Genomic DNA, 23721 nt, shown 5'->3' with positions numbered 1-23721 from the left:
TAATCTATTTAACAAAAAATAAACAATAAATATTTGTAGAAAAGCCAACGCTTTTCGCTAAATTCGATTAGACATTCCGCTCTTTATAACGAGGGTGATGTTATGCCAAGATAAAGCAAAAGACAAATCGTTTTCAGTCCGCAATCATGTAACTGAAACCAATAACCAAAAGTAAAATAAACAATTATGCAGGCAAGCAAACTCACAGCCGAACATCAGATTTTTCGCGAGACCATTCGGGCATTTATTCACAAAGAAATCATCCCTCATGTAGATCAATGGGAACAGCAGGGTGAAATAGATCGAAGTATTTGGAAGAAAATGGGTGATATGGGTTTTATGGGACTCAACTTCCCGGAAGAATATGGTGGCCTGGGCCTAGATTTTTACTATTCGATGATTTTGTGCGAAGAACTATCCTATTGTTTTTCGGGGGGATTCACGATATCTGCTCTGGTCACCCAATACATGTCAGCTCCTTATCTATTAAAATATGCATCTGAGGAGCTCAAGCAACATTACCTCAGACCTGTGATCGCTGGTGATATGGTGAGTGCTGTTGCTATCACCGAACCTGGGGCAGGGTCTGATGTCAAACAGATCAAAACGACTGCCCTCCGATCGGGCGACCACTACATTGTTAATGGCTCCAAAACGTTTATCACCAATGGCTACTACGGCGATTTTTTTATTACTGCGGTTAAAACCGATCCGGAAAAAGGAACAAAAGGCATCAGCCTGTTACTGATAGAAAGGCACGCCGAAGGTGTTTCGGCAAATAAAATCAACAAATTAGGCTGGCATGCCTCGGATACAGCCGAATTGGGTTTTGATCAGGTCAAAGTCCCTGCTTCCAACCTGATTGGAAAAGAAGGTGATGGTTTTCTTTATTTAATGGCCGGATTGCAATTGGAACGTTTGACTGCCGCCATACATAGTCTAGCTACAGCTGATTCCGCATTACAGTACACCCTGGATTATATTGGTCAACGGGAGGCATTCGGTAAAAAGATCCAAGAGTTTCAGGCCATTCGCCACCGCATTGCCCAGATGGCCGCCGATATCGCAACTACAAGGGCTTTTGTCTATCAGTGCTGCGATCTCCAAAACCAAGGTGAATATGCCGTTCAGGATTGTTCCATAGCCAAACTGCAAGCCAGCGAACTTGCCGTAGAGGTCGTAAGCCAATGCCTCCAGTTATTTGGCGGCTATGGATTCACCGAAGATTACAAAATCGCCCGTCTATATCGGGATGTACGGGTCGGGACGATCATTGGCGGAACATCCGAGATTATGCTGGAAATCATTGCCAAGATGACGATTGACAAGGTTAACTATCAATCAAACAAACCCAGCTTAACATAAACATTTTCAATACAAAAAGCAGTTCAGCATAATGAGTTATCAGGTACACCCATTTTTTCATATCGAACAGGACAATCAAGATATTGTCACCATAAAACCATTGGCAGACATAGCAACCGAGGAGTCAACAATTCTTGATCGTATACAAGAGTTTGTCGACCTGGTGGCTCGTGTACTAAATGAAAAAGAAGTCCGCGGATTGATCTATACCTGTCCAATAAATACCAAGCAGACCGATTACGTCCGATTATTTGATCAGGTTTCCAATGGTCAACTCGATCCCGAGAGCATACGGAAAACCACATGGAAGGCATTGCAATTGAAAGCCTTGGGCAAACCTATTGTATCGATCTTGGATAGCAATTGCACGGGCATCGGTTTAGCAACGATGCTCTGGTCAGACTACCGTATTGCAGGTCCACAGGTCAAAATGGGCTTTCCTGAGAGTAAATTTGGCCTATTTACCGGCTTTGCGACGACTATTAACTTACCTCAACTCATAGGTTCTACTGCTGCGTTGAACCTGTTGACCCAAGCGAAACTCATCTCAAACAAAGAGGCTCTGGAACTGGGCTTAGTGAATGAGATAACAACGGATATCGAGCAGAGCCTAATGCTGGCAAAGAACTGGATTCTTGAAAATTCAAAAACCACCATTTCCATCCCTGGCCCAGTAGCAGTCTCCGCTGCATTTGAAGAAGCTTGCGCTGCTGCTTTAAAGAAAACAAGAGGATTGTTACCCGGTACTAATGCTATTGTACAGTTATTAAAAACAAGCCAATTGCTATCTTTTACTGAAGCTGTGGAATCCGAAACAATGCTATATCATGAGGTATTAAGTGCCCCTGAGCCGCTCCACATGGTCAGAACACTGTATGAAGGAATTCTACAGGCACAACATCTTGACCGTATCAAATCACTCGGTAACTATACGATCAAAAAAATAGGAATTCTGGGTGCAGGTATGATGGGATCCGGCATCGCGTATGAAGCAGCCAAAGCAGGCATTTCCGTTGTTTTAAAAGATGTAAACAGACCTCAGGCAGAGCAAGGAAAAGCTTATTCTACCAAACTTTGCGATAAATTACTTGCACAGGGCCAAATAAACAGCTTGCAACAACAGACGCTTTTAACCAATATTCAACCCAGCGACCAAGTTGCTGATCTTGTCGATGCTGACCTTATTATTGAAGCGGTATTTGAAGACCTGGAGTTAAAAGCTGAAGTAACCCGAGAAAGCCTTCCCTATCTTGCCGAAAATGGTTTTTTCGCATCCAATACAACGTCATTGCCCATTACAGCATTGGCTGCCGCAACGGATCGGCCAGCGCGTTTTATCGGCATGCATTTCTTCTCCCCAGTGGATCGGATGCCATTGGTCGAAATTATATGCGGCACACAAACCGATCAGGTAACAATGCAAAAAGCAATCGCAATCGCTTTACGCCTCGGTAAGATTCCCATTGTTGTACATGACGGTCCCGGATTCTTTACATCCCGTATTTTCTTCAACTACCTACTGGAGGCGATCACCATGTTGCTGGAAGGTATTCCTGCAAGTCAGATTGAAGAAGAGGCAATACAGGCTGGATTTGCTGTTGGACCATTAGCGGTACTCGATGAAATTTCATTAGAACTGATGCTGCATGTCTACGATCAGTTTCCAACTTTGCATAACAGTCAGCGACGTGCGTATGCCCATTTAAACAAGATGATTAAAAATGGTAGAAAAGGCAGAAAATCCGGCCATGGATTCTACGATTATGATCCTGTCTCCAGAACGAAAAAAGTCTGGCAGAACCCCGCACTACCCGCATCAGGCGAATCTCCTTCCTCTGGTATAATACAAAAGAGGCTCCTTCATGTCATGGCCCTTGATAGCTACCGTTGTCTCGAAGAAGGTGTATTGGAAAAACCTATTGATGGTGATATCGGCTCCATCCTCGGTGTAGGCTACGCAGCACATACCGGTGGTGTATTTGGACATATCGACCTTACAACCCTTCCTGTCTTTGTACAGGAATGTCAGTCGTTTCTACACTTGGGTGAACAATGGGAAGTCCCCCGTTCGTTAATAGAACGTGCGGACAGGAATTTTAAATTTTATACAGGTTTTAGTTCAAATTGGTCGGAAAAGGAATCTTAAATTGAAACAATTATATGTTTGCTAAGAAACAAGTGTATATCAGAAACGGTACTCGAATAACCAGGAAACAATTTCTAAATTGAGCGGAAGCACTTTAGCACGAACCATCTAGAGCAAACAAGTTGTTTGTATTAGGCTAAAACTCATCCATTAAATAAGATTTCTAAGAAAGTCATTGATCGATAGTAATGCCTGCTATCGATCAATGACATTTTTATTTAGCGGGCAAGGAGATCCATCAGTTCGGATACATCCAGATCAATGAAGGTATCGTAATCCAAAGTCGCCTCGAGCAATTGTTTTTGCTGTTTTTCAGAAAATACACGAGCAAGATTCGTTTTATACTTTTCGATCAATTTAGGAATCCCCTCTTGCCGACGTCTCGGATGTCCAATCGGATATTCCACCACTAGCTCCGGCAATACTGTTCCATCCTTTAATACCACCGTCAGGGCATTTGAGATCGCCCGTTTTTGTGGATCATGATAATCAATTGTAAACTGAGGATCTTCAACACAGAAAATTTTGTCCCGCAGTGCATCAATACGTGGGTCCAGTGCAATATGGTTTTCGTAATCCTCCGCTGTCAAACGTCCAAAGATTAAAGGTACGGCAACCATATATTGGATACAGTGATCCCGATCGGCCGGATTATGCAACGGTCCCTTCTTGTCGATGATTCGAATTGCGGCCTCATGTGTACGAATGGTAACACGCTCAATATCATTACTGCTTTTCCCAAACTCTTTTAACTGCTGGTGCAATTGCATTGCTGCTTCGGCAGCGGTCTGCGCATGAAATTCAGCCGGGAAAGAAATCTTAAATAGAATATTCTCCATCACATAAGATCCATAATCGCGCTGAAATTTAAATGGGTTGCCTTTAAATGAAACGTCATAGAAACCCCATACGGGTGCTGTTAACACAGATGGATACCCCATTTCACCCGTTTGTGCAATTAATGCAAGGCGTACTGCACGCGAAGTTGCATCTCCTGCAGCCCAAGATTTACGGCTTCCTGTATTAGGTGCATGGCGATACGTCCGCAAAGCCTGTCCGTCGACGAAGGCCAATGAAACCGCATTCAGCAATTCGTCTCGACTGAGGCCCAAAAGTTTACCAACAACGGCTGTCGAAGCAACCTTTACCAAAATTACATGATCTAATCCCACTTTATTAAAGGAATTTTCAAGTGCTAATACGCCTTGAACCTCATGTGCCATAATCATCGCTTCAAGCACCTGTTTTGCCTTTAGGGATTTCTCTCCTTTCGCAATCTGTGTTCTGCTCAGCCAGTCCGCGGTAGCCAGAATACCTCCAAGATTGTCCGATGGGTGCCCCCACTCCGCAGCCAACCAGGTATCATTAAAATCCAACCAACGAACGATGGTACCAATATTAAATGCAGCCTGTATGGGATCCAGTTGATAATTCGTTCCCGGTACCTTTGCCCCATTGGGAACAATCGTACCGGGCACAACAGGTCCCAATAATTTGGTACAGGCTGGATAGGTCAGCGCTTCCAACCCACAGCCTATGGTATCCATAAAACAGTAAAAAGCTGTATTCCATGCAACTTTACTTTCTATCTTGTAATTTAACACATAATCCACAATAGACACCAGAACCTGATCTGGCTGTGGTCTTTCATTTGATATCGTTGAACTCATTATTTTTTTTCTTATAAGGCTGTTGTTCTTTTCAATTTATTTTTCCAGGAAGCATCTGCATCAATGATCAGAAAAAACACGGCACTGTTTCTTCAATGCGAGATGCAAACGATTTCTTTCCGTTTTATTTTTCACACTAAACATTCTATTGCACTATCTCGCAGAGATGGGCACGAAAGGTCTGTCATCGGGACCGATATAATTTGCACTTGGCCGAATGATTTTTCCATCTTGACGTTGTTCAAAGACGTGAGCGGACCAGCCCGTGATACGCGAAAGTACAAACAGCGGCGTGAACATTTCGGTTGGAATCCCCATCAGGTGATAAGATACTGCTGAGTACCAATCTAAATTGGGGAACATCCTTTTTTCTTCCCACATCACCTTTTCTAGGCGCTCGGCGATCAGGTAAAGCGTCATATCGCCAGCCTCTTCTGATAATTCCTTGGCGACCTGTTTAATCACCTGATTCCTTGGATCCGAAATGGTATAGACAGGATGTCCGAAACCGATAATAACTTCTTTATTTTCCAGCCGCTTCCGAATATCGGCTTCGGCCTCATCAGCATTGGCGTAGCGGCTCTGGATCTCGAAAGCAACTTCATTGGCACCACCATGTTTGGGACCACGTAATGCGCCGATTGCACCAGCAATGCAAGAATACATATCGGATCCAGTCCCTGCAATCACTCTCGCAGTAAACGTGGAAGCATTAAACTCATGTTCAGCATATAAATTAAGCGAAATCTGCATAGCCCGAATCCAGGATTCGGAAGGCGCTTTGCCGTGTAGCAGATGCAGAAAATGCCCGCCCAGGGTAGTGTCATCCGTTTCGACCTGAATTTCGCGTCCATTTTGACTGAAATGAAACCAATACAGTAAAGCCGAGGCCATAGAGGCCATCAGGCGATTAGCGATATCTCTGGCACCAGCCAAAGCATGATTTTCTTTTTCCGGATTCACACTCCCAAAAAAGGACACATAAGTACGCAAGACATCCATCGCATGGGCAGTAGATGGCAACTGTTTCAGCACCTGCTGTACCGTAATGGGCAACCCTCGCTGGCTCAGTAACTGGCTTTGATAAGTCGTTAGTTGTGCCTGTGTAGGCAGGCTGCCGTAAATCAACAGATAGGCGACTTCTTCAAAGGAGGCCTGATGTGCCAGATCTAAAATATCATAGCCTCGATAATGGAGGTCATTACCACTTTTTCCAACAGTACTCAAGGCTGTATTTCCGGCAGGAACACCAGAAAGTGCTACGCTTTTTTTGGGTTTAAAACCAGTATCGTTTGTCTCTTTCATCGGAATATATTATTTATTGGCGTGTATCTTAAACAGTAAAGTACGCGCCTGCATTCGGTTTGAAATTCTTATGATTTAGTATTGAACAGTTGATCCAGGCGATCTTCGTAAGCATAGTAATCTATGCTCCGATACAACTCATCGCGTGTCTGCATGCGATCGATGACAGCGGCCTGACCACCATCTTTCCGGATATGCTGATACACATCAGTTGCGGCCTTATTGGCTGCACGAAATGCCGATAAGGGGTAAAGCACAATGGACACATCTGCATGCCGAAGTTCATCAAGATTAAACAAAGGTGTCTGTCCAAACTCCGTAATGTTGGCAAGTATCGGAAGCCCGGTTATTCTGCTGAACTGCATATATTGATCCAGATTGTGTACGGCTTCTGCAAAAATAAAATCAGCACCAGCTTCTTTGTAGGCGACAGCACGTTCTAGAGCCCGATCAAGTCCTTCTGAAGCAAGCGCATCGGTACGTGCGCCAATGACAAAATGAGGATCCGTCCGGGCATCCACAGCAGCTTTCAGGCGATCGACCATCTCATCTTTTGAAACCAGCTCCTTCCCTGGCCGGTGACCACAGCGCTTGGCTCCCACCTGATCTTCCATATGTACGGCCGCAGCCCCGGCTTTAATCAAGCTTTTTATGGTACGTGCAACATTAAAGGCCGAAGGTCCAAAACCGGTGTCAATATCGACCATTAAAGGGAGCTTACAGACATTCGTAATGCGCTCCACGTCAATTAATACATCTTGAAGCGTTGTGATACCCAAATCAGGTATACCGAGCGATCCCGCAGCAACACCGCCTCCGGAGAGGTAGATAGCTTTAAAACCAGCTTGTTCAGCCAAAAGCGCATGGTTTGCATTAATGGTTCCAACAACCTGTAAGGGCTTTTCTTGCTTAATTGCTTCCTGAAAAAGGAAGCCTGGAGAATCTATCATATCATTGAAATTTGAAATTCCACAGTCCATAAGTTCTGCAAGAAAAAATCCTTCCAGAGCCCACAAACAGTATCTAAGTTTATTTTAGTTTGAACAATATATAATTCAATCGTTCATTCTAAAGATACTAATTATCATGGCATTTCAACAAATTATTTTCTACATTTCAAGCTTTTAACAGAAGAAAATATGGAAATAAACAGTTTCAAAACCTAGCAGATAAGCAAGCAATATAATTTTCAAACAGCATCTAAGTTATTTGGTTGCAATTCGCGATTCAGACTAACACTAACGATCAACCAATAGTCTACTGACCATTCGACAAGCTGCTTATGGCTAAATTACATTGGACTTTGGATTTCAAAAATCAGAAAAGCCCTGATCAGTGTGATCAGGGCTTTTCAGTTCGATTTAGATTAAAAGAAAAACGACATTTTTCAATAAGCCTTAAATATATTTTTTGTTTCCTTACGGCAACACCTATTCTTTTCCATTATCTTTTGCCCACCATAAGCGTTTTCCCCAGTTGTAATCCACTGTCCCTGTAGCAGCAGCTTTGACGTTATCCGCATTATATAAATATTCATTATTCGGATAAGGTAAACGCCATGGTTGGTCAGTATGTTTTTTCTGAAGTTTAGAAGGATAGTTTGTCGTTGGAATTCCTGTTCGTCTATATAAACTCCAAGCTTCATAGTTTTCTTTAAATAGGGCTACCCACATATCCCAATAAACACGTTCTTTGGTTCCATTAAACTTACCTGCTCCCGCAAGATAGGTGGTAATGGCTGACGTCTCAATTTTATTGTCTTGCATAGATAATGTCACCGCTTTTTCGTAGGCATCTTTTGCTGCTATTCCCACGTTATATCCGGATAAAGCTGCTTCTGCCAACATGTAATAAGTTTCACAGGCTCGATAAAATGGTGTAGCTCCCGCGGGGTCATTGACATAATGCTCACCAATCCAGGAAATGGAAGTAAACGGATTTGGATTATTTTCGGAACCATTTATAAAGCCGACATACTTACCTGCATTATTTTTTCGTGCTATCGACGCTATTCTCGGATCTTTCGTTGTATTCAAATGATCAATGAAAATATCAAACATCCCCCAGTTATTGAGACGATTGCCATATATTCCAGATTCATACCAAGGCTCCATATAAGGCAAAGTACCAGGATACACCATGCGACAATTTTCAGCATTTGTTTCAATAACTGGATATTTCAGTTTATTTCCAGCGATTTCCTCAATAGTAGATTTTGCCAAAGCTGGAGCAACCGCAGAAATACGTGTAGCCATACGCAAACGAAGTGAATTACAGAACTTTTGCCAGTTCAACATCTGAGCCTTTAAAGCTGCAGCTCCAGTCTCTTTTGACCCGTATATAATATCATATTCTCCAAGTTCGTCTGTGCCAATCCCGGCAGCAAGTTCATCTGCCAATGCTTTAAGATCTGCCAATACCGCCGGGAAAACATCTTCCTGTTTGTCATATTTGGCTTTCAAAACCGAACCATCTTCGGGCCTACCTTTAAAAGCCTCCGAATAGGGAATATCACCCCAGCCATCCAACAAATAAGACCACATATAATTGTTCCATATCCGTGCGACAATCCGAATGTTTTTAAAACCTGCTGCCTTATCGTCTGTTTTTTTCAACAAATCGTTCATTTGCGTAATATTGTAATAACAGGCTGCCCAACGATTTCCGTAAGTATTATCTGTTGGAATCAATCCGCTTAAGTTGTCTGGGTATTGAATTTTGACAATATAGCCCGCAAAGGTGCCATAGCCATCCACATCCCCACCAAATTGCTCACCTGCATTTCGTAGTACATTGACCAGCATATTTTGTGGTGGGACATCTTTCAACGCATCGGGATCCGTATTAATTTCCTCAAAATTTTTGGTACATCCTGAGACCAAAAGCATTGCTAAAAGGGGCGTATATTTTAGTTTTTTAATAAAAGTGTTCATAACTATAAATTTGTTTTTGTTGGATTTTAAATTTCAAACTTTTGTATGGATTAAAATGTAAAACCAAGTTTAAGACCTATACTTCTTGAATTAGGGACAGAAGCCTGCTCAAAGCCTACGCCACGCGAATCACTTGACACCCCTCCACTCTCTGGATCCAAGCGCATGGTATTGGATTTATGTACCCAAAGCAGCGCTAAATTGGTTCCAGTGATAGAGACATTCGCACGTTTTATTCCTTTTATTCTACTATAAAGAGCTTTTGGTAAATTATAAGAAATATAAGCCTCTCTCAATTTCAGAAACGAACCATCAAAAACATACATTTCTGCAACACCCCCCAATTCATACCAACTCTGTGCACTGGTTTCCAGTGTATTTTCAACCCAATTATCCCCTACCTTCATAGCGAATCGTTCATTTTTCATCACATCTTTACCTGCAACGATAGCGCGTTCACGAATGCCGTCGGCAGCAGTAATTTCTGCAATCCCGGTTGTGTATCCATGCGACATTGTTTGCGACCAAATATCGCCACCTTTTCTGAAATCAAGCATAAAGCCAAATCTGAAATCTTTTATGGTAAAATCATTTCGCATGGAAGCTAGAAAATCAGGAACAACATTTCCGAGCACTTGAGCACTAAGAGGCTTATCTATCAGCCCGTTATCCGCTACTTTTATCGCCCCTTTCATTGGTCCATCTTCTACTCGATCATAACCTGGCCCGACTAGTGTACCCCAGGGTTGCCCTATTGAGGCCATATTGGAAATACCCCATGTCCAGCCTAATCTAAGATCGTTCAAATCCAATTGCGGATAGAGTTCAACCACCTTATTTTTATCCTTTGAGAAATTGACCGTTGTTGTCCAATTTAGCCCATTTTCATTTCTGAGGATATCACCCCTCAATTGGATTTCTACGCCCTTACTTCTTATTTCTCCAGCATTCAAGAAGATGTTACTAAATCCTACAACGTTGGAGGTTGGTACGGAAAGCAATTGATTCTTATTTATTTTTTGGTAATAGGTCAGATCCAAATGAAGACGATCTTTAAACATCCCCAGCTCCGTTCCGATTTCATAGGATGTAATTGCCTCCGGCTCTAGGCCTTCAATGGCGTAGGTCATACTTTTATACATTTGCGACAAATTATTATAAGCATCTGTCTGTGCATAATAATAATTTCCATTCGAATAAGGAGTTGTTGCATTACCGACGCCCACCACATTAAATCGTAGTTTCCAAAAATTTAGGTAGTCGCTTTTTAGCCCCTCAAAAGTAGTCGTTGGAAGCCAACTTAAACTTGCCGATGGATAAAAGAAAGATTTCTTCAAGGTGGAAGACCAATCGTTACGCGCCGTTAAATCCAAATACAATTGGTCTTTCCAGCCTAGATTAGCTTGGGCGTATATCGAATTGGAACGACCTTTTGCATGATCCATCACGGTATAGGCGTCACCAATCTTATTAGCAATAGTATATACACCCAATACATTTAATCCTTTAGCACCAAGGGTATTTGTTTCAAACTGATAATCCCGGTAATTTGCACCTACAATCCCCGATAAACTAAGATCCCCAAATTGTTTGTTGAAATTTGCAATAAAATCTGCATTAAAATCAGAATTACTATTTTTTATATCATTGAATTTGCCATCTTTATTATCATAGTTATAATAGGTCGTTTCAAACATATGTGTATTATAGTAATCCAACCCGACTCTGCCTTCAAATTTCAGGAAATCAAAGGGTTGATAAAACAAGGATGTCTTTCCAAAAATACGATTCATTTTAAGCGCATTCCGAGATTCGTGCATTGTATAAAACGGATTCATATGATAAGCTGAATTCCAATTGTAGTAGGTATAATTACCCTGTGCGTCACGCTGATCCCAGTTCTTTTTCAGATCCTGCATGTCCACTTGTCGACCAAACCAGATCAAGCCATTCATCGGGTTAGCAGAATCATAACCTTGGGTTACTAAATTATTACTTTCTGTACGCGTAAAGTTGGCCATGATATCATAGGAAACTTTATCGCTGATCTTATAATCATTATTGAGTTGCGCGGTATATTTCTTCTGATCTGTATTAGGGACCGTTCCTCTCTGATCCCTAAATGATATTGAGGCCCGTGTCGAAGAGCGATCACTCTTAGAAAGCAGTGACAGGTTGTGGTTTTGAGAGAAACCAGTTTGGAAGAATTCTTTGACATTATTTTTATGGGAATTCCATGGTGTAGCTTGACGCACACCATTCACAACAGGACTATTGAATTGCGGAATTAATAATCCCATATCCATTCGAGGCCCCCATGACTCATCAATTCCATCGTTAACACCATTAGATCCAGTTCCATCAACATAACTAAATGAATTTTTTAAAACATAATCTTGGTACGAAAGACCACCACCATTGGTTTTATAGCTATATTCATCACCTCTAGATCCTTGACCATATAAATTCTGGTATTTTGGCAAATTAGCGGCTCTATCAATAGAAAAATTTCCGTCATACGATATCTGCACACCATTTTCGGCCCGTTTACCAGATTTGGTCGTGATCATAATAACACCGGTACCGGCACGCATACCGTAAAGTGCGGCTGCGCCACCTTTTAAGACGTTGATGCTTTCAATATCATCTGGATTAATATCATTGAGTCCAGAACCGTAGTCTACGCCTGAGTAAGTGTTATCACCGCTACGTTGCGCATTATTTGTCACTGGAATACCGTCAATGACGACTAGTGGCTGTTGATCTTTTTGCAAGGAAGTATTACCGCGGATAGAGATCCTCGCTGAAGATCCTATAGCACCACCAAATTGATTCACCTGAACACCGGCCACTTTACCCGCCAATGCACCTGTAAGACTATGTTGCCCTGCATCAGTCAATTCCTTTGCTTTTACTTCCTGCATTGCATAACCCAAGGATTTTTTTTCCCGTGTAATCCCAAGGGCAGTCACTACGACCTCATCCAGATTTTCCATCATGGATTCTAGCGTGACATTGACAACAGTTTGATTATTGATTTGTACTTGTTTGGGCTTATAGCCGATTACGCTGATATTTAAGACCGTTCCGTTTGTATAGGTCAGCGAAAAACCGCCATCAGCACCTGTCTGTGTGCCTGGTCCGTCCTTAATAGATACGGATACGCCCGGAATGGGTTTGCCATCCTGATCCACTATCTTTCCTTTGACTGCTGTTTGAGCGTAGAGCGCAGAACATACTAGTATATTGGATGCTAGTATCGCAATACTTCTTTTGTTCATAAGTTTAGTTAGTTTTAAAATGTTTTTACAACAACCAATTTATATAAATATCAAAGTAGAACACAGGAGTATATTACCCAGTATTGCCCACATCTTAACATCAAATGTTAAATTATTTCCGCCAGACTTGGCTAATTGAAAAATAGGCTATCCAACAAGCATCAAATGCTCCCTTATTGTACCCCTTAATAGACTGAAATCACTACGTCTGGGTAAAAATTAAGCCCTGATTACAAATGAACAGGGCTTAAACAGATTATTTACCGATACAAAGAAATTCAGATTGCCACTATCTCTAGTCTATGGAGAAATGATTACTGTTCTTTAAATTTAGGCCCAAAGAAAATGCGCTTTGAATTGCCTCTTTCAATAGCAATCTGCTCTTTCCAGCGCTGATTTTCCGATGCGGCCTTTTGTAATCGTTCAAGCGCCATCAGCTGTTCCTCCAAACGCAAAACAGCAATTTCTCTATTTTGCAATTGGGAACGGGTATCCATTACCTGCACCATCAATCCTGTGGGAAGATGGGTCGCACGGACAGCCGAGCTCACTTTATTCACATGCTGCCCGCCAGCACCACTGCTCCGCATTGTTTTGAATTGCACATCTTTTAGATTCATTTGCGCGGCACTTTTTGCCGGATACCAGTCCTTCAACTCCACAAACCAATTTTTACGCCGATGGTTCGGTCGAAAAGGACTTTGGCAAATCCAGCAGATTGTACCTATCCAACGTTCCATGAACACGGCGATTTCTCTACCGCTCAATTTTAATACAAACGAGCATGGCAGCCCATCTATTTTCTCCACTTCCACTGTCTCGATCTGTACGGCATATTGATCCGCTTCTGCCAGTATTCTTTCCAAAACCAGTTGAACGGCTAAATTACACTCTCTAGGACCTCGTCCTGAACTAATTAAAATATACTTTTCCATCCCGCCTTATTTATCCATACGAACAATCTTCGGTCTGAATGTCCCAAGTACATTAACCAACTCATTTTGCAAGCCCATTACACGATGTATATCTTTATAGGCATGTGGAGCTTCATCCAGCGCCCCACCAATTAACTCCACACCATGCTTTTCCAATTCTTTGAGCATGGCACTTTTGGTGAGGCTACTTTTACAGGCAGCGCGGGACATTATACGTCCAGCACCATGTGAAGCCGATTGGATACTCAAAGGATTCCCTCGCCCCTCAACAATAAAACCCGGTGCGGTCATAGATCCCGGAATAATTCCCAATTCTCCCTGTCCTGCCGGGGTTGCTCCTTTGCGATGCACAATACATTCCTTTCCATCGACCATTTCCCGCCACGCAAAATTATGGTCGTTTTCAATTGTCAACACAGGGCGTTCACCCAAAGCTTTTGCCAAGCGCCTATGGATATCCTCATGGCAGGCTTGAGCATAATCACCGGCTAGGTTCATTGCTAGCCAATACTCCTGACCTTCCTGGGTATCCAGATTCAACCAGGCTAAATGTTGTACATGACGTGGTAGAGGGCATTGTTTTGCGGCTAAATTTGTGTATTGTTTAGCGATATTGGCTCCCAAACCACGGGATCCGCTGTGTGACAGGACCGCCAGATAAGCCCCAGAGTTAATCCCCCACTCGGAACGAACCTGATGTAATTCAACCACACCGAATTCTACAAAGTGATTTCCACCACCCGAAGTTCCAAGCTGTCTATAAGCCTTATCCAACAGTGATTTCAACAAAGGAATATCTTTAAATTCCGATCTGCTAAAAATAGCATGGTCCTGTTTCTCACGATGTGTATCGTACATACCGAATCGGGTATTCTCCTTCAGTATATTGCGCAACTGGAATTCTCGCCCTTTGAAATAACTCGCAGGTAGGTCAAAGATAGACAGACTCATTCGACAGCCAATATCCACACCTACTCCATAAGGTATTACGGCATTATCAGTTGCTAGCACCCCGCCAATAGGCAAACCATACCCCATGTGTGCGTCTGGCATCAATGCTCCTTGACACGCTATAGGCAGCTTCAAGGCCTCATACAACTGCCTTTTGGCTTGCTCATCAATTTCATTTTCACCAAAGATGGTAAATGGCGCCATTTGCTTACTGAGCTGTTGCTTGCGCGCCTCAACCGGTTGAATCAAACCTTCAGCAAGCTTGGCCCAAACAGCATCTTCTCTAAATTTTTCAGGCGCTTCGAGCACCTTCTTTGCTTCCAAAAGGATGTTTTCTTTCTTTTCTCCTCTTCGGTAACGTGTGATTAGCCCTAAGGCTACATTCATTATATTATTCTGTGGAAAACCGATTTTAATAAGGTCTTTCCCCGATAATTTACTTCCCATATTCTTTTTTAAAAAAAACTTAATATACTGTCCTATCCATCTCAGGGATAGACCATTTAAATATTCGGGTTTTCTTTTTCTTGAATAGCTATTTGCCAGCTGCCAGAGCTTTGTATTTTGTATAATGAACAAAAAGGTTACGAACCATCTTCATTGATGCACATAATGGTCCATACGATATGCCATAGGCCGGTCACAATGTGTCTCGCATAAGCTGGCTAAAGAGAAAATAGAAGGCAATAAAAAACCCGAATGATCCTCGGGCTTTTTTTCATGTCGTAACGAGTACGTTATATGTGAAGAAAAGCACGAAGAATGCTTTCAGCAAATCCATTTGCTGCAAAAGCGCTTTTTGTTTTAATCTTGGAGACCAACATAGTTCTTCGTCTTTAAATTGTTTAAAAATTAATATCGACAGCAAAGGTAAATAAGTTTCGTTCACTTTTCCAAATTTTACAAAATTTAATTTGCATTAAAAGGTAATGGATCCTTTAAAAAGAAAGTATATTCCATCATTTGTCCATCTCTTTCGATCTTAAATCGAATTTCTTTACCCTCCTCTGATTTGAAAAGCGTATGAATAGTTTCCAAAGAATAGGAAGAAGCCGAACGCCCATTGATTTTCAACACCTTATCATCCGGTTTTAATCCGGCAATTGCTGCTGGTGAACCTGCCCGAACAGTTGCAATTTTATACATATTTTTCAGTACAAAGCGATACTGTACACTATTGTCCATACGAATCTCTGTCCCGCCATCTTTCTTTAAATAGACAGGTACCTCCTCTTTCTCATATTTAATACCATCATGTATGATTTCGAGGCCGCTCATGTTTAAGTAATAGAATTTATCAAAGTTTCTGTTTTTTTGGAGATAAACTACATTATTGGGATAATCGAAAATCACCTTAAACCTACGCAGGAGTTCGTTTCCAACGGAACCTATTCGTTCATTCACAAAAGTTGCATGTTGTGTAGAGCTCAATTCTGGATAGGCTACCAAAGGATAATTCATCTTAAATGGTCCCAGTTCCAAGGATTTGATCCGATTTCTTTTCCCATAGATTTCGCCATTGAATCCCTGGCCGATGTAGTCGTCAATAAAAGGAGGTTTGATTGCAAAATCAGTCAATTTGGACGGAATAAGCATCAACGCATCACTATTACCCATGTCAATCAATACACGGCCTTCAATATCTGCGGAATCCTGATTAAAAGCAACTGAGATATACGGTCTGCTATTTAAAATATCGAGCGGGAGACGTTGCATCTTTGCGAGTCCTTTGGGATACTCACCCTTTTGGTAAAGGGTAATCCGGTGTTTCAAAAAATCCATCTCAACAACGTGATCACTAAAAAAACGGCTCCCCATAATGCCATTTACCTCCACCCCGATACGGGTAGAAATGTCAATATGTGCATTTTTAAGGATATAGATGGGTTGATCCATATCCTCATATACATTAGCAACGCTAACCTTATTATTGACAGATAGATAACCATCCAACCCCTCGTCCTTGCCCAAGCCCTGAAACTTATTAACGAAGACTGCACTATCAATCGATTTCAGGGTTTCTCCGAATATCATGGTCTCCTTGACTCCTGTATCCAGCAAGAAATTCATCGTATACCCATTTACCTGAACGGGGATAATAACCAGATTATGAACAAATAGAAACGGGAATCTAACCTTCTTTTTTTCTTTCAAAACAAAGCGATCTTGCCCCAAGGCAAAAAAGGAACAGAATAATGCAAAAGATAAAAATACTGCTTTCATCCAAGTTTATATTTGGTATTTCCAATTTAAACAAGAATTCTCATAATAAAAAAGGTTTCTACAAAAAAAGGCTGTATATATCTTTCCATCAACTTTACGAGCATTTATTCGAACATTCTTATCACTTTACTTGGGACAACATACCACTTGCTTTGCCATTTCTCTGCCGTTTGAAGGCTATTTTATTGCCATTATACCAAAGAAACAGCAAAGAAATAGCAAAGCAGTCCCAAGGAAGGCCCCTAGAAAGTACGAAGAAGTCTCGAAGAACTAGCCTAGAAATGGCCTAGAACAACCCATGAATACCCAAAGAAATGGCAATAAATAACCAAAGAAACAGCAACAAATAAGCAGAGAAATAGCAATAAAATAACAAAGGATAAGCAAAGAAAAAATACTCTATTTCCCTTTAAAGTTTGTGATGATTTTTCCATCATAAACATACACGCCATCTAGTGAGCCAAACCAAATATTGCGTTTATCATCTTCTAAAATCCCAAAGATCATTGGTTTATTTGCGATTTCAGTTACCATTGTATTCCCATTCGACAAGGATTTCTCTGCATAACGAGAAAGGATCCAACTTTTGTTATGAGCGCTTTCTGAACTGGTCAAAATATTGCCTCCTTTGTCTTCGTAGATATATCCAACAAAATTCTTTGTAAAATTGGTAAATGTGCGGCCATCATAACGCCAAAGACCATCATAACCTCCTAGCCAAATATTACCTTTTCTATCCTTGATTATTGACCTGACATTTGCAAATGGTTTTCCTTCTTTATTGACTACAACCGTAAATGTCTTTCCATCATAAATGCAAGCATATCCCCTGGTACCGAACCAAAGTTTTCCTGTATTATCTTCAACGATAGCATTCACATCATTGTGCATGGGATGATTTTCCGGAAGCTGCTGTTGGTAAACCGATATATGAACAGAATCAGCCGTAACTGGAACTATCCCTTTATTCATTTTAAAATTTTGAAAAGATTTCCCATCGTAGCGGCTTACCCCATTATCGGAGCCAAACCATATATGACCAGACCTATCTTCATAAATAGTCGTTACCCGGTCACTGGAAAGACCATCCTTACTTGTAAAATTCAGAAAGGATTTTCCATCGTAATAATAGACACCCGAACCGATAGAAGCAAACCAAAAGTTTCCCTTTTTATCTTCTAACACAGAAAAAAAACGTGTTGAACTCACTTGATTGGTTACATTGGTAAACGATTTTCCATCATATCGAAAAACACCCTCCCATGAGGCCATCCAGATATTCCCTTTTCGATCTTGTGTGATTGTACGTACGATACTGTTTGGGCCATGCAGCGAAGAAGCAGTATTAGTTCCAGTTGGCATACGGTCTACTTCAGACTGCATATTGCCTAGTTGTTCAGCTGTCTTTTTGCGCTGTGCGCTACAATGACTAGCGACAAATAGCGAGAGTAACGTATGTATAAGTATGTATTGCATAATTTTTTTTATCTAATGAGCAGAACCACCTTGGATCAATCTGCTCTTTTATTTTTATAATTTATTTCTTTCAATGGGCATATTAGTCATCGTACCAAAGCGGAGCTAAGTCGGTGCTTTCCAAAACAATTCGTCTTTTTCAATATTGGGCTGACATACGACAGCTCGGGTATCGTTTTTCGGCCGGGGCAATCGTTGAAAATCAAGTATTCCCAATAGCCAGATCAGCACAAGCCATAACACAGTTTTTTTAGTTTTCATCCCGTATCAAAGTTGATACAGCGAAATTACTTTGGTATTTTTCAGTCCGGGGAATTTGGATTGTAAATAAAAATGTAAACTTTGTAAATAAATCGTAAATAGCATGTTATATAGGGAAAAACTGTTCAAAATGAGAAGTAGATATGTATATGGATCCTTGCTGATCCTGTCTATTTGTATCGTCTTCGGTTCTTTTAGCATCAACAATACCGACGACTTTGATTTCGCAAAAAGGGAAGTTTTGCTTCGTAGAGTCGGACACGAATTACTCTTACAGACTGGTGACAGTACGTCAAGGGTGCTCCCCATAGAAAAGGTTGCAGAAAATGAATATCAGATCAGGTTTGAGCATGACTTCAGTTTTCAGCCGGATTCTTTGGTGAATACGACCCGACGTCTATTAGCAAAAGGCCCCTTCGCTGTCGATTATATTGTTCGTGTTCTAAAATGCGGAAGTTCCAATGTGGCCTACAGCTATTCCATATCTAAAAATAAAAAAGATGATATTATCGCATGTATAGGAAGAATACAACCTAGTGCCTGTTACATGATCAATATTACATTCAAACCGACAGGAATACATACAACAAAAAACAGCTATCTGCTGGGCAGTCTCCCGATCTTAGCTATTGTTGGATTTATTTTTTTGAGATCTGTAAAGTCGCGAAAAACCACAGCTAAAGATCAGTCGACCACCCTGTTCACCCTGGGATCAGTGTTGTACAACGCAAAAGAACGAAAACTGATTATCCATGACAGAACGATAGACCTGACCGGAACCGAAGCCCGTCTGCTGCTCATTTTTGCATCCTCACCAAACGAAACGATCATGAGAAGCCGCTTGCAAAAAGAGATCTGGGAAGATGAAGGTGTTATTGTGGGGCGCAGTCTGGATATGTTTATATCAAAACTGAGAAAAAAATTGGAGCATGATCCGAAGATCAATATTGTTGTTATACGTGGTAAAGGCTATAAGCTTGAAATTAGCGCTTAAGAAGAGGTTCGCATGAATATGACCTGTCCCTAAAACCAGGGTAAGGGCTTTCTAAAATTGTACCCTACTGTGAACTGAACGAATACAAGATTTGTTCAGTTCACAGCTTTTGCATCTGATCCCCGATCTACCTCTCTCGATCTATTGTTCCAATAAAGTACAAAAAAATCCCTCTCTACTTGCGTAAAGAGGGATTTTGTACCCGGAGCCGGAGTCGAACCGGCACGGTTTCCCACTGGTGTTTGAGACCAGCGCGTCTACCAATTCCGCCATCCGGGCATATCCGTTTGGGATGATGCAAAAGTAGGTTTTTTATTGAAAAAGAGAAAACTTTTTGAACAAATTTCTACTCAAATTCAATAGTACACTGAAATACAGTCAAATAATTTTTCGTTAATTACTCAAAAAACTTGCTCTAACCGTTATATTCGCTGTTTTCTTACGTGAAGTTGTATTAAAAGCCCCTCCCGAAGAGTACTCTTCATTATCATTTTGACCAGTTATCTGAAAAATTCCCAGATCGGCTTTCACCAGACTACCTAATCCTGCATTCGATTCCTTGGCAATATTGTCGGCACGTTGGTGTGCATTTTTTGAAGCTTGGGAGATCAGTTCTAATTTCAGATCCTCCAATTTTGAGTAATAATAATTTGGAGTACTCGAACTCAGCTCTATTCCTTTCGAGATCAATGTTGATATTTCCCTTGAAGCGTTGTCCACCTTATTCAGATCTCTGGATTCCACACTTACTGTCTGTGACAGGGTATAACCCGAAAATGTATTATAACCGTTCCCCTTTCCATCGGTATGGTATTCAAAATCTTTAGCGATATTCACGGCCTCAAAACGAATTTCATCTACTTTAATCCCTTGTTGAACTAAAAAGTCACGTACCAGATCACGATCTGTTGCCAATTGTGCCGATGCCGCACTTAATTCGAAGTTCTTTCTACTGAAAGTTGCGTTCCATTTTACCAAATCAGATTCAAAATCTTTCTTTGCATTGCCGTTGACGGTAATTGTCTGTGTAGATTTATATTTATACCGATATGCATTGCCCAGGATCCATGCAGTAAGCAACACGGCGACGCTCACGATAACAGAAACAATAATAGATGATGATTTCATAATCAGTTTTTTATATTTACGTAACAATGAATATACCAAAAAATCAACGATTTTTTATTTTTTATAGATAAATTGCAGCAAAAGAATTTAAACATGAATAAGAAAAATATCTGTATCCCACTCTGTTTTCTCGCGACCTTAGCTGTGCACGCACAAAAGAAACCAGTGGACCATACGGTATATGATAGCTGGCAAAGCATATCATCTCCCTATATCAGTAAATCCGGTAAATTTGTACTCTTTCAGGTTGCTCCACAAGAAGGAGATAGCCAACTGTTCCTGAAAACAAAAGAAAACAAAGAATTGATTCAGATTCCGCGGGGCTATACTGGAAAACTGACCGATACAGAAAATCATTTGATCAGCTTAATCAAAGCACCCTTTGCCGTAACACGTGAGGCAAAAATCAAAAAGAAAAAAACGGAGGATTTACCTAAAGACTCCCTGGTAATCTATAATTTAACCAGCTCTTCGCTTGTTAAATTTGCACAGGTGAAATCCTATAAAGTTGCAGAACAAAATAACAATTTTGTTTCCTTCCTATTTGATAAACAAGCGGACGAAAAAACAGGCTCATCCAAAAATCCGGCTGACACTACTCAAAACAAGAAAAATAGCAACGACAAAAAGAAGAAAGCTGTCACTACATTAGCTTTGTATGATCTTAATTCTGGAGATTCAGTCCAATTCTCGCTAGTAGATCAATATGAATGGAACAAAAATGGAACAAAACTTGTCTTTTCTAAGAAAACTGACGCAAAAGACAGTCTTTCTAGAGAATCTGGAGTCTATTTATATGATATAGCAACCAAAAACTTAAAAAAAATATCAACAGGCAAAGGTGAATATAAAAATTTCAGTTTTGATGAAACGGGCAATCAACTGGCTTATTTAGGTGATCTCTCCAAAGAAAAAGCACTGGTTAAAAACTATAACCTCTATTATTATACCAATGGCATCGATACCGCACAGTACCTAGCTACCAAAAATAGCTCGGGTATTCCCAAAAACTGGGCAGTCAGCGGAGATGGAAATATCCGATTCAGTAAAAATGGTGAAAAGCTTTTCTTTGGTATCGCACCTATCCCGCGTGTCAAAGACACGGCATTAGTTGATTTTGAACATGCCAAAGTCGATGTGTGGGGCTGGCAGGATGACTACTTACAACCCATGCAACTGGTCAACCTAAAAAAAGATCTGTCCAAAAATTTCTTAGCGGTTACCTACCCCAAAAACAATCGTACGGTTATCCCACTGACAGATGAGACCTTCAATTCCACGACCCTTACAGCTGATGGAAACGCAGAGTATGTATTGGCGCGTACAGATTTTGGTAAACGGATCGAAAGTCAATGGAAAGGTGGCACAAAAGAAGATATCTACCTGGTCTCAACAAGAACTGGACAACGGGAATTAATTCTTTCCAACTTCTCGGGAAATGTGGCGCTGAGTCCGGATGCAAAATATGTCGTTTATTTCGATGAAGAGAAAGGAACCTGGAATTCTTATCAGATTAGCTCTAAAAGAAAGGTCGTATTAAACGAAGGTATTCCGGCATCCTTTGCTGATGAGGAGAACGATATGCCTACCGCAGCACAGGGATATGGTATGGCAGCCTGGAGCGCTGACTACAAAGGCGTATACCTCAACTCACGTTATGACATCTGGTATTTTAATCTGGATGGATCCAATAAATCCATTCTCACTAACGGTTATGGTGCTGCCTCCCAAACGACATTCCGTTACCTCCCTTTACGGCGTGATGAAGACCGTGATCTGCCATTGACACTGGACTACAAAAAAGGAGGCTTCCTGACATCATTTGACAATAAAACCAAAGAATCTGGTTTTTATCAATTTAAAGGACAGCATAATGATCCCAAAAGCCTTTTTGTTGAACCAAAAACATTTAGAAATATAAATGCTTCTGCTGATCAACAAACGATCCTTTATAGCAAGGAAGACTATAGCAATTCGCCTAACGTTTATATCAATAGTATCAAGTTCAAAGATGAACTGCAACTTTCCGATATTAACAAACAACAGGCAAATTATAACTGGGGCACCGCCGAACTTGTGCATTGGACCACACCAGCAGGTCATCAGGCGGAAGGTATTCTTTACAAACCTGAAAATTTTGACCCTGCAAAAAAATATCCGATCATTGCTTATTTCTACGAGAAACTGTCGGATGGTCTTTATACCTACCAACCACCTGCTCCTACCCCTTCGCGATTAAATATACCCTATTTCGTAAGCAACGAGTATTTGGTATTTGCACCAAATATCAGTTATGAAACCGGACACCCCGGAAAGTCAGCAGAGGAATATATCAATTCGGGAATGCGTCATTTAGCACAAAACTCCTGGGTAGACAGCACCAAAATGGGCATTCAGGGGCAAAGCTGGGGCGGCTATCAGGTAGCCCACCTGATCACACGCACCAATATGTATGCTGCAGCATGGACCGGAGCACCAGTAGTCAATATGACTTCCGCTTATGGGGGAATACGTTGGCAGTCGGGTATGTCACGTCAATTCCAGTACGAGCATACGCAAAGCCGAATCGGAAAAACCTTATGGGAGGCGCCCGAACTCTATTTGGAGAATTCGCCCCTGTTTCACATGAACAAGGTAAATACGCCTGTTGTTATTATGGCCAACGATAATGATGGTGCTGTGCCATGGTACCAAGGTATCGAAATGTTTACAGCATTGCGTCGGTTAAACAAACCGGTCTGGATGTTGAACTATAATGGCGATGAACATAATTTGATTCAACGACAAAACAGAAAAGATATACAGATTCGTGAACAGCAGTTCTTCGATCACTACCTAAAAGGAGCCCCTGCGGCAAATTGGTTGAAGAAAGGAGTACCGGCTACCTTAAAAGGAATAGACTGGGGACTTGATTACAACTAAAAACACTCAAAATAGGTCGATTTACCCAAATCGACCTATTTTTTTAACCAAAAACTAGTTTCAAAGATGCATTTTGTAAAAAAAAATCAAAAAAAATTTCAGTTTTCCGCAAAAACACAATATTTTTGAAA

The 23721-nt window shown here is 41.1% G+C and carries 15 protein-coding genes and 1 tRNA gene; 4 read left to right on the top strand and 12 right to left on the bottom strand.

What is annotated here, in order from left to right; translation table 11 throughout:
* Nucleotides 1-186 precede the first annotated feature (186 nt).
* On the top strand, nucleotides 187-1365 hold the full coding sequence (locus AC07UV_RS06785; protein ID WP_495183137.1) for an acyl-CoA dehydrogenase family protein: 1179 nt from the start codon (nucleotides 187-189) through the stop codon (nucleotides 1363-1365).
* 31 nt (nucleotides 1366-1396) lie between these two features.
* Nucleotides 1397-3511, top strand: a complete 2115-nt coding sequence (locus AC07UV_RS06780; protein WP_495183136.1) for a 3-hydroxyacyl-CoA dehydrogenase NAD-binding domain-containing protein — start codon at nucleotides 1397-1399, stop codon at nucleotides 3509-3511.
* Nucleotides 3512-3729: 218 nt separating this feature from the next.
* Here the strand turns inward: AC07UV_RS06780 and AC07UV_RS06775 are convergent, their stop codons facing one another.
* The 10 genes from AC07UV_RS06775 to AC07UV_RS06730 form a co-directional block, all read right to left on the bottom strand.
* Nucleotides 3730-5181: a bifunctional 2-methylcitrate dehydratase/aconitate hydratase gene (locus tag AC07UV_RS06775; protein WP_495183135.1), complete on the bottom strand. Its 1452-nt coding sequence runs from the start codon at nucleotides 5179-5181 to the stop codon at nucleotides 3730-3732.
* A gap of 153 nt (nucleotides 5182-5334) precedes the next feature.
* The gene (gene prpC, locus AC07UV_RS06770) at nucleotides 5335-6486 is read right to left on the bottom strand and encodes a bifunctional 2-methylcitrate synthase/citrate synthase (RefSeq protein ID WP_495183134.1); all 1152 of its coding nucleotides are present in this window, start codon (nucleotides 6484-6486) and stop codon (nucleotides 5335-5337) included.
* 68 nt (nucleotides 6487-6554) lie between these two features.
* On the bottom strand, nucleotides 6555-7436 hold the full coding sequence (gene prpB / locus AC07UV_RS06765) for a methylisocitrate lyase (RefSeq protein WP_282255161.1): 882 nt from the start codon (nucleotides 7434-7436) through the stop codon (nucleotides 6555-6557).
* A gap of 480 nt (nucleotides 7437-7916) precedes the next feature.
* Complete coding sequence (locus tag AC07UV_RS06760; protein ID WP_495183133.1) at nucleotides 7917-9419, bottom strand: SusD/RagB family nutrient-binding outer membrane lipoprotein; 1503 nt, start codon at nucleotides 9417-9419, stop codon at nucleotides 7917-7919.
* 50 nt (nucleotides 9420-9469) lie between these two features.
* A complete protein-coding gene (locus AC07UV_RS06755) occupies nucleotides 9470-12700 on the bottom strand; it encodes a SusC/RagA family TonB-linked outer membrane protein (RefSeq protein ID WP_495183132.1) in 3231 nt (1076 codons plus the stop codon).
* Between the two features lie 314 nt (nucleotides 12701-13014).
* A complete protein-coding gene (gene prfH, locus AC07UV_RS06750) occupies nucleotides 13015-13635 on the bottom strand; it encodes a peptide chain release factor H (protein WP_495183131.1) in 621 nt (206 codons plus the stop codon).
* 6 nt (nucleotides 13636-13641) lie between these two features.
* Nucleotides 13642-15033, bottom strand: coding sequence for an RtcB family protein (locus AC07UV_RS06745; protein WP_495183130.1), 1392 nt, complete (start codon nucleotides 15031-15033; stop codon nucleotides 13642-13644).
* Between the two features lie 462 nt (nucleotides 15034-15495).
* Nucleotides 15496-16809 carry a PDZ domain-containing protein gene (locus AC07UV_RS06740; RefSeq protein WP_495183129.1) on the bottom strand — a complete coding sequence of 438 codons (1314 nt, stop codon included), beginning with the start codon at nucleotides 16807-16809 and terminating at the stop codon, nucleotides 15496-15498.
* A 399-nt stretch (nucleotides 16810-17208) separates the two neighbouring features.
* A complete protein-coding gene (locus AC07UV_RS06735; RefSeq protein ID WP_495183128.1) occupies nucleotides 17209-18285 on the bottom strand; it encodes a ligand-binding sensor domain-containing protein in 1077 nt (358 codons plus the stop codon).
* 105 nt (nucleotides 18286-18390) lie between these two features.
* On the bottom strand, nucleotides 18391-18546 hold the full coding sequence (locus AC07UV_RS06730) for a hypothetical protein (protein WP_495183127.1): 156 nt from the start codon (nucleotides 18544-18546) through the stop codon (nucleotides 18391-18393).
* 130 nt (nucleotides 18547-18676) lie between these two features.
* Here AC07UV_RS06730 and AC07UV_RS06725 point away from each other — a divergent pair, with 130 nt between their 5' ends.
* Nucleotides 18677-19540 carry a winged helix-turn-helix domain-containing protein gene (locus AC07UV_RS06725; protein ID WP_495183126.1) on the top strand — a complete coding sequence of 288 codons (864 nt, stop codon included), beginning with the start codon at nucleotides 18677-18679 and terminating at the stop codon, nucleotides 19538-19540.
* 199 nt (nucleotides 19541-19739) lie between these two features.
* Here AC07UV_RS06725 and AC07UV_RS06720 read toward each other — a convergent pair.
* Both AC07UV_RS06720 and AC07UV_RS06715 read right to left on the bottom strand, forming a co-directional pair.
* Nucleotides 19740-19819: transfer RNA gene (locus AC07UV_RS06720), tRNA-Leu, on the bottom strand.
* Nucleotides 19820-19933: 114 nt separating this feature from the next.
* A complete protein-coding gene (locus AC07UV_RS06715; protein WP_120258145.1) occupies nucleotides 19934-20668 on the bottom strand; it encodes an SIMPL domain-containing protein in 735 nt (244 codons plus the stop codon).
* 93 nt (nucleotides 20669-20761) lie between these two features.
* On the opposite strand from AC07UV_RS06715, the gene AC07UV_RS06710 reads away from it, so the two are divergent.
* Nucleotides 20762-23590 carry a S9 family peptidase gene (locus tag AC07UV_RS06710; RefSeq protein ID WP_495183125.1) on the top strand — a complete coding sequence of 943 codons (2829 nt, stop codon included), beginning with the start codon at nucleotides 20762-20764 and terminating at the stop codon, nucleotides 23588-23590.
* The last annotated feature ends 131 nt before the right edge of the window (nucleotides 23591-23721 follow it).

The sequence above is a fragment of the Sphingobacterium sp. GW821-FHT03E03 genome (assembly GCF_059420745.1).
This window is presented reverse-complemented; position numbering and strand designations above follow the sequence as displayed.